This is a genomic window from Sedimenticola selenatireducens (assembly GCF_007625115.1).
GTDB classification, from domain to species: Bacteria; Pseudomonadota; Gammaproteobacteria; order Chromatiales; family Chromatiaceae; genus Sedimenticola; species Sedimenticola selenatireducens_A.
Genome location: NZ_VMNH01000022.1, coordinates 16,020 through 29,848 on the forward strand (window position 1 = coordinate 16,020; position 13,829 = coordinate 29,848).

Annotated in this window: 10 protein-coding genes and 1 pseudogene; 9 read left to right on the forward strand and 2 right to left on the reverse strand. The window is 54.9% G+C overall.

The genetic code is table 11. The annotated features are described in order from the left end of the window. Window positions 1-2 precede the first annotated feature (2 nt). A complete protein-coding gene (gene der, locus FHP88_RS14305) occupies window positions 3-1,391 on the forward strand; it encodes a ribosome biogenesis GTPase Der (protein ID WP_144359775.1) in 1,389 nt (462 codons plus the stop codon). A gap of 14 nt (window positions 1,392-1,405) precedes the next feature. On the opposite strand, the gene FHP88_RS14310 is transcribed toward der, so the two are convergent. Both FHP88_RS14310 and xseA read right to left on the reverse strand, forming a co-directional pair. Then, a complete protein-coding gene (locus FHP88_RS14310; protein WP_144359776.1) occupies window positions 1,406-2,635 on the reverse strand; it encodes a Bcr/CflA family multidrug efflux MFS transporter in 1,230 nt (409 codons plus the stop codon). 142 nt (window positions 2,636-2,777) lie between these two features. After that, a complete protein-coding gene (gene xseA, locus FHP88_RS14315) occupies window positions 2,778-4,145 on the reverse strand; it encodes an exodeoxyribonuclease VII large subunit (RefSeq protein ID WP_144359777.1) in 1,368 nt (455 codons plus the stop codon). A 117-nt stretch (window positions 4,146-4,262) separates the two neighbouring features. Here xseA and guaB point away from each other — a divergent pair, with 117 nt between their 5' ends. The 8 genes and pseudogenes from guaB to FHP88_RS14355 all read left to right on the forward strand — a co-directional run bounded on the left by guaB (window position 4,263) and on the right by FHP88_RS14355 (window position 13,662). Then, window positions 4,263-5,729, forward strand: coding sequence for an IMP dehydrogenase (gene guaB / locus FHP88_RS14320; protein WP_144359778.1), 1,467 nt, complete (start codon window positions 4,263-4,265; stop codon window positions 5,727-5,729). A 95-nt stretch (window positions 5,730-5,824) separates the two neighbouring features. Beyond that, window positions 5,825-7,408, forward strand: coding sequence for a glutamine-hydrolyzing GMP synthase (guaA, locus tag FHP88_RS14325; RefSeq protein WP_144359779.1), 1,584 nt, complete (start codon window positions 5,825-5,827; stop codon window positions 7,406-7,408). A 79-nt stretch (window positions 7,409-7,487) separates the two neighbouring features. Next, window positions 7,488-7,709 (forward strand): annotated as a pseudogene (locus FHP88_RS19385) (DUF4172 domain-containing protein); the annotation flags it as partial. A 213-nt stretch (window positions 7,710-7,922) separates the two neighbouring features. After that, entirely contained in the window at window positions 7,923-8,237 is a 315-nt protein-coding gene (locus FHP88_RS19390) for a Fic family protein (RefSeq protein WP_260843325.1), read from the forward strand. A 29-nt stretch (window positions 8,238-8,266) separates the two neighbouring features. After that, window positions 8,267-8,560, forward strand: coding sequence for a hypothetical protein (locus FHP88_RS14340; protein ID WP_144359781.1), 294 nt, complete (start codon window positions 8,267-8,269; stop codon window positions 8,558-8,560). Window positions 8,561-8,631: 71 nt separating this feature from the next. Further along, on the forward strand, window positions 8,632-9,399 hold the full coding sequence (locus tag FHP88_RS14345; protein WP_144359782.1) for a DUF6880 family protein: 768 nt from the start codon (window positions 8,632-8,634) through the stop codon (window positions 9,397-9,399). After that, window positions 9,287-10,534, forward strand: coding sequence for an efflux RND transporter periplasmic adaptor subunit (locus tag FHP88_RS14350; protein ID WP_144359783.1), 1,248 nt, complete (start codon window positions 9,287-9,289; stop codon window positions 10,532-10,534). Before FHP88_RS14345 ends, FHP88_RS14350 begins: the two co-directional genes overlap by 113 nt. Continuing rightward, window positions 10,531-13,662, forward strand: coding sequence for an efflux RND transporter permease subunit (locus FHP88_RS14355; RefSeq protein WP_144359784.1), 3,132 nt, complete (start codon window positions 10,531-10,533; stop codon window positions 13,660-13,662). Before FHP88_RS14350 ends, FHP88_RS14355 begins: the two co-directional genes overlap by 4 nt. The last annotated feature ends 167 nt before the right edge of the window (window positions 13,663-13,829 follow it).

Consider the following 13,829-nt stretch of genomic DNA (forward strand, 5'->3'; position numbering starts at 1 on the left):
ATATGCTTCCTGTAATTGCCTTGGTCGGTCGCCCGAATGTGGGGAAATCGACCTTGTTCAATCGTTTGACCCGAACCCGTGATGCGCTTGTGGCTGATCAGCCGGGGCTGACCCGTGATCGTCAGTATGGCATCGGAAAAATGGGTGATCGCCCCTATGTGGTGGTTGATACCGGTGGCTTGAGCGGTGAAGAGGGTGGTGTTGACCAGCTAATGGAGAAGCAGGTTCAGGCGGCAATAGCTGAGGCGGATCATATCCTGTTCTTGCTGGATGCACGCGCGGGTTGTACGCCGGCAGACCAGGTAATTGCAGGACAACTTCGGCGCACAGGAAAGCCGATTCATGTCGTCGTCAACAAAAGCGAAAGTCTGGATGGTGATGTTGCCGGTGCAGATTTTTTCTCGCTGGGACTGGGTGAACCGTTACCTATTTCGGCGGCACATGGTCGCGGTGTTCGGTCGCTGATCAATGAGTTGCTGCAAGTTCTTCCAGGTGAATTCGAAGACGTTGTGGAAGAAGACAAAGGGATAATGATTGCCGTGGTCGGAAGACCGAATGTAGGTAAATCAACCTTGGTTAATCGCCTTTTGGGTGAAGAGCGGGTTGTTGCCTTCGATCAGCCCGGTACTACTCGTGACAGCGTTTTCATTACTTATAGCCACGACGATAAACCCTATACCTTGATTGATACTGCCGGTGTCAGACGTCGTGCCAAGGTGAGTGAAGTCATTGAGAAGTTCAGTGTCATCAAAACATTGCAGGCTATTGAGCAAGCCAATGTTGTGATGTTGGTGTTGGATGGTCAGCAGGGTATTGGAGAACAGGATGCAACGCTGGCCGGCCATATTCTCGAGAGCGGGCGTGCTCTGGTTGTGGTCATTAATAAGTGGGATGGGCTGCAGAGTGAGCAGCGTGATCAGGTCAAAGCCGATATTGAGCGGAAATTGCCCTTTCTTGATTTTGCCGTGAAGCGCTTCGTCTCGGCTCTTCATGGTTCAGGTGTCGGAAAGCTCTATGAGGCGATCGACAAGGCCTATGCCAATGCAACGCGTAAGCTCGCAACACCAGAATTGACGCGCATACTTGAGTGGACCGTGCAGGAGCATCAACCCCCCATGGTTCATGGTCGTCGTATCAAATTACGCTATGCCCATCAAGGTGGTCAGAATCCACCGATTATAGTGATTCATGGTAATCAGACTGATTCTGTTCCCATGACTTACAAACGCTATTTGATAAATCGTTTTCGCGAGGTCTTGAAACTGAGCGGCACCCCTATACGTCTGGAGTTTAAATCAGGCGAGAATCCCTTCAAGGATAAAAAGAATAAACTGACCCAGCGTCAGGTGCAAAAACGCCAGCGACTGAAGTCTTTTACCAAGCGGAAATAATCCTTCTTCGGAGGTCAGACAGTTTCAGTCTGGCCTATCTCGTTATCGTCATCATCCTCATCACTGCTGGCCCGGCTCAATCGCAGGAAGCTGACCAGTGTGAGTATTCCCATCAGGGCAATCGAGAGTGCCATGGATAAGGGTGATCCATCATGGTAGTGCCCTACCAAAACGCCAATAACGGCGGCGAAGGACATCTGTATAAAGCCCAGAAAGGCTGATGCAGTCCCGGCCATATGAGGGAATGGCGCCAAAGCCCCGGCCATGGACTGTGGCATCACAATACCGACGCCCATCATATAGATCATTTGTGGCACAACGATCGCTGCCACATGGTGAACCTCCGCGATCGCCAGTGCTGCCATGGTGACTCCGCCCGTTACGGCAACAAGTGAACCATAGCCCATGAGTCGGTTAATGCCGATACTTCTGACCAGGCGCCCCGCAATCAAGGTGCCTATCATAAAGCCAGCAACGACCAAGGCAAAAAAGAGTCCGTATTGCTCCTCTTTGTATCCAAGAAAGTCGATGATTACAAAGGATGAGCCGGAGAGGAACGAGAACAGGCCGGCAAATACGAAACTACAAGAGAGAGTGTACCAGCGCCATGTCCGGTGTTTCAGCAGGGTCGTGTAGTTCTTGATCAGATTACTGACGGAAATAATGTGATGACTTCCGGGGGGGGCGGTTTCCGGAATACTCATTCCCAGTAGCATTACACCCACAACACCATAGGCTGCCAGAAAAAGGAAAATAGATTGCCAGCCAAACCATACGGTTAAATAGCCTCCTAATATGGGTGCTGCCGCTGGTGCAACGGCCATGGCGGTACTGATGTAGGAGAGCAGTCTGGCCGAGTCCTTCGGGCCATGAATATCCCGAACCATTGCGCGCCCCAATACGGGGCCTGCACTCCCCCCAATGGCCTGAAAGAGTCTTAAGGTCGAAAGCGTGGCGATCGATTCAGCAAATACAATGGCCACACTGCTGAGAAGAAACAGGAGCAGTCCGCCCATCAGAACCGGTTTTCGGCCAAAACGATCAGACAGCGGCCCGTAGATCAATTGCGCCAATGCAAAGCCGATCAGGAATATGCTGAGTGTGTGCTGCACCTGATTGATGTCGGCGTTAAAACTTTGCATCAAAACCGGGAAAGCCGGGAGGTACATGTCGGTTGAAAGTGGCCCAATGGCCACAAGTGAGGCAATGATGGCTGTGGCCAAGAGTGATTTAGGCGATGTCATGTAGCATTCTTAACCTGTTTCTCTTTAAAACGCAATGGTTGCAGATGAAACAAATATATTGACGTTTATTTTTGCAGGAAATACAGATGCGAAGGTTGTGCGTAATATCCCTGCAAAATTTTAAGCATGCCGAAGCGAGACATTACTGTTCTGAGGATGTAGTGAGTACTGAAGAGATGATGCGCCCATTCGAAATGCGGGTTTCCAGTGTGTCGCCGGGATGGGTATTCCTCACGTCATCGAGCACGTCCTTACCGGGTAACAGGTAGGTAATGGAGTAGCCTCGATCCAGGGTCCCTAGTGGACTTAGTGCGTTGAGTTTTCCGGCAATCAGTCCCAAGTCATGATGCTTTAGGTTCATATGCCCCTTTATGATTCGCTGTAGGCGGTGGTGAAGTGTTGTACAGCGTTCATCCTGTTGCTTGAGTCGGGTTGTGGGCGTTGTACTTTTCAGTTTGGTTTTTGCAAGCTCAAGTGTTGTTTTCTTAGTGCTGATAATGACACTGATACGGCGGTTAAGTTGTACATAGAGATCATCCAGGTATTGCTGTTGTTGTTGCAGGCGATTCCCGGGATGCCCTCTCAGTAGCCGTTGTTCGAGTGCCTTGAAAGATGCCGTTTTATGTTGAGCCTGGCGCGCCGTCGCTAGCGTGACTCGGCGACTCAATGTGAAGAGCTTTTCCTGTATCTCTTGTTGGTCAGGCGTTGCCAGTTCTGCGGCTACCGAAGGGGTTGGGGCGCGCAGGTCGGCTACAAAATCGGCAATGGTAAAATCGACCTCATGCCCGACTGCAGAAATGAGAGGGATCGAGAGATTATGGATGGCCCTGGCCACACTTTCATCATTAAAGGCCATGAGATCTTCCAGAGAACCACCGCCTCGGGTCAAAATCAGCAGGTCACAATCGCGTCGTCTTTCGGCGAGGCGGAGTGCATTGAGGATTGAGCGCGGCGCCTCTTCACCCTGTACAGCGACAGGATAGATCAGTAGTGGAACAGCGGGAAAGCGTCGTTTGAGGACAGTGACAACGTCCTGAATGGCTGCGCCAGTGGGTGAGGTGATAATGCCAATCCGCTTGGGGATTTTTGGCAGTGTTTGCTTATGTGCGCTGTCAAAAAGACCTTCCGTCTGAAGGTCTTGTTTAAGTCTCTCGAAGGCCTGTCGGAGATCGCCTTCTCCTGCGGGTTCCATATGCTCCGCGATTAACTGAAATTCGCCCCGTCCCTCATACAGACCAACACGGGCACGAATCAGTACTTTAAGTCCGTTTTTTGGCTGAAAACGCAAGTATTGCCGCTTCATGCGGAACATGGCGCAGCGCACTTGAGCGTGCGGGTCTTTAAGGGAGAAATAGATATGTCCAGAGGCCGGTGAGGCCAGGTTGGATATCTCACCTTCCACCCAAAGGAGTGGAAAACTGCCCTCCAATACAGCTCTGACCTCGCTGTTAAGACGGGAGACGGAGTAAATATCGCGCTGAAAATCCGCTTCTAGATCGTAAGAAGGCATAAATCCGTCGTTTTGTGTCCAGTTTGCCTATAATTAAGTGCTAATTTAAGTTTACCTCGAATTAGCAAGATTTTATAATACTCTGTTTACTGAAAACCTTTCACTTGGGAATCGATTATGCGCCTAGTTCAGGAAGCCCTTACCTTCGATGATGTTTTGCTCCTGCCGGCCCACTCCGCAGTACTACCCAAAGATGTGGACCTGAGCACCCAGCTCACCCGTGAGATTCGCCTCAACATACCGCTGATCTCTGCTGCAATGGACACGGTGACAGAATCCCGCTTAGCCATCTCAATGGCGCTGGAGGGGGGTATCGGCATCATGCATAAGAATATGACGGCCGAACAGCAGGCCGCCGAAGTCCGTATAGTCAAACGCTATGAGAGCGGCATTATTGTTGATCCAATTACAGTTGATCCCTCTATGACTATTGGTGAGTTGGTCACGATTACCCAGGCCAACAAAATCTCGGGTGTGCCGGTTGTTGACGGTGACGACTTGGTTGGTATTGTCACCAACCGGGATGTACGTTTTGAAACGCGTATGAATTTACCTGTTTCTGCCATCATGACGCCCAAAGAACGCCTGATTACAGTGAAAGAAGGCGCGGATCGAGAGGAGGTTTTGGTTAAACTCCAAACCAACCGTATTGAGAAGATATTGGTCGTCAATGATGCCTTCCAGTTACGAGGTATGATCACTGTCAAAGATATCCAGAAGGCAAAAGATTATCCGTTTGCCTGTCGTGATGATCAGGAAAGATTACGTGTAGGTGCCGCCGTAGGTGTAGGTGAAGGCACCGAAGAGCGGGTGGAAGCTCTGGTCAAGGCAGGTGTGGATGTGATTGTGGTTGATACCGCACATGGACATTCCCAAGGTGTACTGGATCGCGTTGCTTGGGTTAAAAAACATTACCCGCAAGTACAGGTGATCGGCGGTAACATCGCGACGGCCGCTGCGGCTCGTGCGTTGGCAGAGGCGGGTGCCGATGCAGTCAAGGTGGGGATTGGCCCCGGCTCTATATGCACAACGCGTATTGTTGCCGGTGTGGGTGTGCCGCAGATCACTGCGGTGGCCAACGTGGCTGAGGCCTTGGAAGGCACCGGTATTCCACTGATCGCTGACGGGGGTTTGCGCTACTCGGGTGACATCGCCAAGGTGTTGGTGGCGGGTGCCCACTCCGTGATGGTTGGTGGCCTGATGGCCGGTACCGAAGAGGCGCCTGGCGAGGTTGAGATCTTCCAGGGGCGCTCCTATAAGGCTTACCGTGGAATGGGTAGTCTGGGTGCCATGCAAGCCAGAAATGGTTCCAGTGACCGCTATTTCCAGGAAGATACCAAAGAAGCCGATAAGTTGGTGCCAGAAGGCATTGAAGGCCGGGTGCCATACAAAGGGCCGCTGATCAATGTGATTACCCAACTGACCGGTGGAATTCGTGCCAGCATGGGCTATACCGGGTGCGCCACGATTGATGAGATGCGTACCAAGCCTGAGTTTGTGCGTGTGACGAATGCCGGTATGCGGGAGTCACATGTGCATGATGTGACGATCACCAAGGAAGCCCCAAACTATAGACAGAGTTGATGGGCTAAAGGGCAAAATTTAAAACCGCAGGAGGGTTGGAGTGAGATTCTTACCATTCTGCGGTTCTTTCGTTTCAGAACAGTTGGAAAGTGACTATGACTAATCAGGATATCCACGCACACCGCATCATGATCCTTGATTTCGGATCTCAATATACTCAGCTGATAGCCCGGCGCGTTCGCGAGGCAGGAGTCTATTGTGAGATCTGGCCTTACGATAACTGTGAAGAGGCGATTAAAGAACAAAATCCTGCGGGTGTAATCTTGTCAGGTGGCCCGGAATCGGTGACAGCCGACGACACTCCTCGCGCCCCTGATATGGTGTTTAAGCTCGGTGTACCGGTATTGGGTATCTGCTACGGTATGCAAACCATGGCGGCTCAGCTCGGCGGCAAAGTCGCCAGCTCTGCGGCGCACGAGTACGGCTATGCGCAAGTAAGAGCCAGAGGCCACTCGAAGCTATTGCGCGATATCGAGGATCACACGACACCTGAAGGGTATGGACTGCTCGATGTCTGGATGAGTCACGGTGATCGAGTTGAAGTTCTGCCGGAAGGTTTTACGGTAATTGCCGAGACAGATAATGCGCCACTGGCGGGTATGGCCGATGAAGCACGTGGGTTCTATGGTATTCAGTTCCATCCTGAAGTGACCCATACCCGCCAAGGCGGTCGTATTCTTGAACGTTTTCTGTTCGAGATATGCGGTTGTGAGGCGCTGTGGAATCCGGCAAGCATTATTGACGACAGCATTGCTCATGTCAGGGATATGGTTGGTGATGATGGCAAGGTGCTTTTGGGGTTATCGGGAGGTGTAGACTCCTCAGTGGTTGCCGCCATGTTGCACAAGGCAATCGGTGATCGCCTAACCTGCATCTTTGTGGATAATGGTCTACTCAGACTGCACGAAGGCGATCAGGTGATGGCCACCTTTGCCCAGCATATGGGTGTTAAGGTGATTCGCGTAGATGCAGAGCAGCGGTTCCTGGATGCCCTGGCCGGTGAGGACGATCCAGAGAAGAAACGCAAGATTATCGGCAACCTGTTTATCGACATCTTCGAGGAAGAGGCGGCAAAGATTGAAGGTGTCGAATTCTTGGCCCAGGGCACCATCTATCCCGATGTGATTGAGTCTGCCGGAGCCAAATCTGGCAAGGCCCATGTAATCAAATCCCATCACAATGTGGGTGGGCTGCCCGACTACATGAAACTGCAACTGGTGGAACCGCTGCGCGAACTGTTCAAGGATGAAGTACGCAAGATCGGTGTTGAACTCGGTTTGCCTTCTGAAATGGTCTACCGTCATCCGTTCCCCGGCCCCGGTCTGGGTGTTCGTATCCTGGGTGAGGTGAAGAAGCCTTATGCGGATATCCTGAGACAGGCCGACCATATCTTCATACAAGAGCTTCGTAACCATGATCTCTATGATCAGGTGAGCCAGGCCTTTGCAGTATTCCTGCCGGTGAAGTCGGTAGGTGTAGTGGGTGATGCCCGACGTTACGAATATGTGGTTTCCCTCCGTGCGGTCGAGACGGTCGATTTCATGACCGCCCGTTTTGCCCATCTGCCGTTTGAATTCCTGGAGCTGGTATCACGACGTATCATTAATGAGGTGACGGGTATCTCTCGCGTGGCCTACGACATTTCCAGCAAGCCACCGGCTACGATTGAGTGGGAGTAGTGAGTGTGACGTGAGTCAGCTCTATATTCACGCCACTTATTGACTATAGTATGGCGTGAATGAATGCTAGCATTGCGCCATGACGTGGATATGGCAACAACCCGGCTGGCCAGATTTTTGCTACGACAATCGCGCGCTCAATGATCGGGAGCTTGAATTTCGCCTGAAATCAGAGTGACTGGCCGGCAGCTTTGATGCGCTTCCGATGGCATCCCAAGAGGACGCCACTATCAACTTGATGCTTTCCGAGGCCATCAAAACCAGCGCCATTGAGGACGAGGAACTGGACAGAGAATCGGTCAGGTCATCGCTACTCTCTTTGATAACATCGGATACGCTACCGAACAATTCGGACCAGAAAGCGGCGGGGGCTGCTTCGTTGATGGTGGACGTTCGCAAGAACTGGCAAACATCCCTAACGCATGACCTACTGGGCAAGTGGCAGTCCATGGCTGTCCCGGAACAGCGCTACACGCCTATTCTGCGTGGCGCATACCGTAGCGATCCTTCACCGATGCAAATAGTGAGGTTTATCGACTGGTACAACCAAACCAGTCCTTTGAGCAGGAATAAGACCATACCCGGGATCGCCCGGACAGGTATTGCCCATCTTTGGTTCGAAGTGATACATCCCTTCGATAACGGTAATGGGCGAGTCGGCAGGGCAATCGCTGACCATGCGCTTTCCCAGTCTCTCGGTTATCCAACCACGGCCTGTCTTGCCACGGCGATAGAAGGGATAAAAAAACCTATTACCGGCAACTGGAGAAAGCCAGCTGTGGAAGCTTGGATGTTAACGTTTGGCTGGATTATTTCGCGGATACAATAATCAAGGCACAGGAAGTTGCCAGGGAGGGAGTGAGCTTTGTCTTGGCCAAGACACGTTTCTATGAAGTCTATGGCGACCAACTGAACGACCGGCAGGCCAGGATTGTGTCGCGGGTGTTTGCTGAAGGACGAAAGGGCTTTGAAGATGGCATAACCACCAGAAAATATGAAGCAATCACCAAATGTCCCAATCGAACAGCCAGCCGCGATCTTTCTGACCTGATTGCCAAGGGTATCATCATCCCGCTACCGGATGGTGGCAGAACAACCCGATATGAGTTGACGATGGTTGAACCGGCTCTGCCTGGTCTGATGAGGAAATGATTCTCTTCGCTCTGGAGCGAGCGATTTAATCTGACAAACCTGAATGATTTAATGAATTTCCATTTTGTCCTATGAGCGTCGATACACTCAAAGAAAAACTGGCTCATATCGAAGCAGATACCTTGCGAGATTTTATACTTGACATCTACCTCTGCTATCCGGAGTTGAGTGATAAGATCGAAGCGTTGACATTAGTAAATGATCCGGCCGCCCTGTCCAAGGTGCTACGCAAACGCATTGCATCGCTGAAACGAGGGCGGAGGTTTATCGAGTATCGGGCGAGTTTTGATTTTGCACGCGAACTGGAAGTCGTGCCCTCTGACATTGAAAGCGTACTGCTGGGGCGCTCACCGGAACATGCGTTTGATTTGGTCGACCGGTTTCTGGCGACGGCAGAATCGGTGCTCAACCGTGTCGATGATTCTGGCGGGGCAGTGGGCGAGGTATATAGGCATGCCGTACTGTTGTGGTTGACGGCGGCTAAAGGCTGTCGGGATGCTAATGTCGACTGGCTCGAGCGGATATATAAGCTGGATCAGCAGGATGATTATGGTGTGCTTGATCTACTATTGCCAAATGCCAACCTGCTGTTGACGTCGGATCAGCTGAAACAACTTGCATGGTTCCCTGGAGGTAAAAATGACAGTGAAGAAAAAATGGTTACGCCGCTCGGGATTCATCGTACCTGTCTTTCTAGCCCTTATTGTTCTGGTGGTAGTGCCCCGGATGAAGAGCCCACCGGAAAAAGTGGAAATTACGGAGCGTGCGGTCAAGGTGCGCGTCATCGAGGCGCTGAACCTGCCGATTGTTCCGCGGGCAGTGGGGTACGGTACGACTAGGCCAGGCCGGAGCTGGGAGGCGGTGGCCGAGGTGGCTGGACAGGTGGCCTGGGTCTCGGAGGAACTCAAGAGCGGCAAGTTCGTCCAGCAGGGAGCGGAAATGCTTCGGATTGACGATGCCAGTTATCGGTTGGCGCTTACCCAGGCCGAAACACAACTGAATACCCTAGCGGTCAAGGACAAGACCACCCATGCCTCCCTCGCCCTTGAAGAGCGCAGCCAATCGCTGTTGAGAAAAGATATCGAGCGCAAACGCAAGCTCAAGCAGCAGGGAACGCTGTCGGCCTCCATTTTGGAAGAGGCGGAGCGCAGCCTGCTGAAAGGCGAAGTGCTGGTTCAGAATCTGAAGAATGCCATCGCCTTGAACGAGGCGGAGCGGGAGGTGCTCAACACCCAAAGGGCGAATGCCGAACTCGATCTGCGGCGCACCCGGTTTGTTGCACCCTTTGATGTGCGGATCACCGAACGTAAGGTCAACCAGGCCCAGTACGCTAACAAGGGGCAGCTGCTGTTCTCGGCCGACGGGCTGGCGGCGGTGGAGATAGAGGCGCGTTTTCCCATCGGTAAGCTGCGCCCGCTGATTGCGGACAAGACATCGACCGAAGACGAGGCGGGCAGGCCCGCTGTGGCGCAGGTGCCGGGGGCGCTCAAGCTCGATGCGCGGGTGCGCCTGCGGACAGCGACCCACACCATCGAGTGGGACGCCCGGGTGGATCGGGTGGCCGGGGTGATCGACCCGCAGTCCCAGACCCTCGGGGTCGTGGTGGTGGTGGGCAATCCCTATGAACAGGCACGCCCCGGTCAACGCCCACCCTTAGTGAGAAACACCTTCGTGGAGGTGGAACTGCGTAAGAGGCCGAAGGGTAGGCCGGTGGTCGTGCCCATTTCCGCGCTGCATGACGGCAAGGTGTACCTCCTGGACCGGGACAACCGCCTGGAGATCCGGCCGGTACAGACCGCATTTATCCAGGACGGCGCCGCTGCCATCGGCAAAGGGCTGGAGGCGGGCGAGACCCTGGTGGTGTCGGACCTGGTTCCCGCGGCGGCAGGGATGCTGTTGTCTCCGGAGGTCGATGAAAAGGCCATGCAGCGCCTGAAGAGGGAGGCCAGCGGGCAGAAGGGGGGCAGGCAATGATCGCCTATTTCGTCCGTCATCCCACGGCCGCCAATCTGTTGATGGTGGCCCTAATGATCCTGGGGCTGGTGACTCTGCCCAAGCTGCAGCGTGACACCTTTCCGATTGTGCCGCCCACCGAGGTCGAGGTCCGTATTCCGTACCCCGGGGCGACCCCGGCCGAGGTTGAGGAGGGCATCTGTCTGCGCAGTGAGGAGGCGCTCGATACTCTCTCCCAGCTCAGGGAGGTGCGTTGCGACGCACGTGAGAACCTTGCCATCCTCACCGTGCAGATAGAGGAGGGAGGCGACATGGACGCGTTCCATACCGATGTCAAGGCCCAGATCGAATCGATCGCCACCTTTCCGGACAAGGTGGAGACCCCCGCCATCGAGGTCCTGGAGCGGGTGGCGGTGGTGGCCGGGGTGATGATCACCGGCGAGCTGAAGGCTGAAGACCTGAAGGCTTACGCCGAGCAGGTCAAGACGCGGTTCAAACTCGACCGGCGCATCGCCCAGGTGCGCATACTCGGCTTCTCCGAACAGGAGATCGTTATCGAGATACCGGCGGAGGTGCAGCAACGTTACAGCCTGGGCATCGCGCAGATCAAGTCGGCGATCGAGCGCCAGAGCATCGACCTCCCGGCCGGTACGGTGCAGTCCGACGAGGGCGATCTGGTGGTGCGCTTTGCCGAACAGCGGCGTACACCGCGCGAGTTCCGGGATCTGGTGCTAGTCTCCGGGCAGACCGGCGGCGTGGTGCGCTTGGGCGATGTCGCGACCATACGCACGGCGTTCGAGAAGGCGGAGGAGAAGATCCTGTTCAACGGCCGGCGCGGCGCCCTGCTGGAGATCTCCAAGAACTACACCCAGGACTCCCTGCGTGTCATGGATGCGATCCAGGAAAACCTGCAAAGGGAGCGTGGCATGGCGCCCAGGGGTGTGCAGCTGGAGATCAGCCAGGATGTCACCTCCAACATTCGCGATCGGTTGCGCATTCTGCTGGAGAACGGCCTTCAGGGGCTGGTCCTGGTGTTCCTGACCTTGTGGGCCTTTTTCAGCCTGCGTTACAGCTTCTGGGTGGCGATGGGACTACCGGTCTCCTTTCTCGGCGCCATCTTCTTCATGCACCTGTTCGGTTACACCCTGAACATGATGACCATGGTGGCCCTGCTGGTGGCCATCGGTCTGTTGATGGACGATGCCATCGTCATCTCCGAGAACATTGCTGCGCAGATCCGAAAAGGCAGGAGCACCCTGGAGGCCGCCGTCGAGGGTACGCGCCAGGTGCTTCCGGGCGTGCTCTCGTCCTTCCTGACCACGGTGATGGTCGTGGGGCCACTGGCATTCATGGCGGGAAAGATGGGGGAGGTGCTCAAATACATCCCGGCGGTGCTGGTGATCGCCCTGGCGGTGAGTCTGATTGAGGCCTTCCTCATTCTTCCGGCCCACCTGCACCACTCCCTGGGCCATCTGGCAAGGCAGCGGCGCTCGTCCTTTCATACCCGTTTCGATCGCTGGTTCAGCGGTGTTCAGGACCGGCGTTTTGGCCCACTGCTGGAACGGGCGGTGCGGCAACCCTATCTGACCGCGGGTCTGTTGTTGGGGCTGGTGATCCTCTCGTTCGCCATGATCCCGGCCGGGGTGCTCAAGTACCGGGCCCTGCCGGTGCTCGAAAGCGATGTGATCCAGGCCCGGGTGTTGCTGCCCCAGGGGACACCGCTGCGCCGCACCGAGGCGGTGGTGCAGCGTCTGGTGACTGAGTTGAAGGCGCTGGACGAGACGTTTTCGGGTCGCCAGAAAGGGGGCACCCGCTTGGTGAAGAATGTCTCGATACTGTTCAATACCAATGCGGATGCCCAGGAGAGCGGGCCCCACCTGGCTACGGTCAGTGCCGATCTCCTAGCGGCAGAAGAACGGGTGGGAACCATACCGGAGATGCTTGACGACTGGCGCGAGCGGGTGGGTGAGCTGCCCGACGTTTTGTCGCTCAAGTTTACCGACAGGGAGCGCGGGGTCGCGGGTAAGGCCATCGACATCCGCCTTCAGGGCAGCAAACCGGAAATGTTGAAGCAGGCCTCCCTGGAACTGCAGCACTGGCTGGGCGGCTTTCGCGGCGTACTCGATCTCTCCGACGATCTGCGCCCCGGCAAGCCGGAATTGCGGATCCGTCTGCGTGAAGTGGCGGGGTCGCTCGGGGTGAGCGCTCGCGATATCGCCGATGAGGTACGCGCCGCCATCCACGGGGCCACCGATCTGGATGTACGGATCGGCAGCAGTGCCTACGATGTGGTTGTCCGGCTGGCCGCGGCCGACATCATCGGCATCGATGACCTGCACTACCTTCCGGTGCGCTCCCAGAATGGTCAGCTGGTACCGCTCTCGGCGGTAGCGGAGATCCAGACGACCCGCGGTTTTTCCCGGATCCACCGGGTGAATGGACAGCGGACCGTCACGATCCAGGGCGCCCTGGATACCGAGGTGGCCAACGCCCAGGAGCTGATGGGGATCACCAAAGCGCAGTTCCTGCCCGAGATGAAACAGAAATATCCCGGTGTCCGAGTCGCCTTCGTGGGCCAGGGCAAGGAGAGCGCCACCACGGGCTCCTCCCTGCAGACCAATATCCTGATCGGCCTGGTCGGCGTTTTCATTATCCTGTCGTTTCAGTTCCGTAGCTACCTGCAGCCGATCGCGGTGTTGCTGGCGATACCCACCGGCCTGATCGGCGTGGTCTGGGGGCATCTGTTGATGGGGCTCGAGCTGTCCATGCCGAGCCTGGTTGGGCTGGCGACACTCACCGGCATCGTGGTCAACGACAGTATCCTGCTGGTGAGCTTTATCAAGGAGAAGCATGCCAGTGGCATGGTTATGATAGAGGCGGTCCAGCTGGCGGCTCATGACCGTTTCCGCGCTATCATCCTGACGTCGATCACGACCATTGTTGGCTTGCTACCGTTGTTGCTGGAGAGCAGTACCCAGGCACAGTTCCTGATCCCGCTGGTGGCCAGCTTGGCGTTTGGGCTCTTGAGTGCCACTGTACTCTCCTTGTTTCTGCTCCCCGCATGTTTCGTCATCTTCGAAGAGTTGGATTGGTTCAAGCGAACGAATACGGAGGTAGAGCAATTGGTGGATTCGTCGCAAGCGCCTTAATCCAACCCACTAAGAAGTAGGATGGAACAAGCTTGCGACTTAATGGCTCCCCTTTTGGCGCCGACTAAGTAATGGGGGGATTGCCATCCTAACGGTGTTCCAATTGTCCTTTACTCCGCCATAGTGCCATGGATTGGATGAAATCATGTTCTCATTAAGCCGTTCGC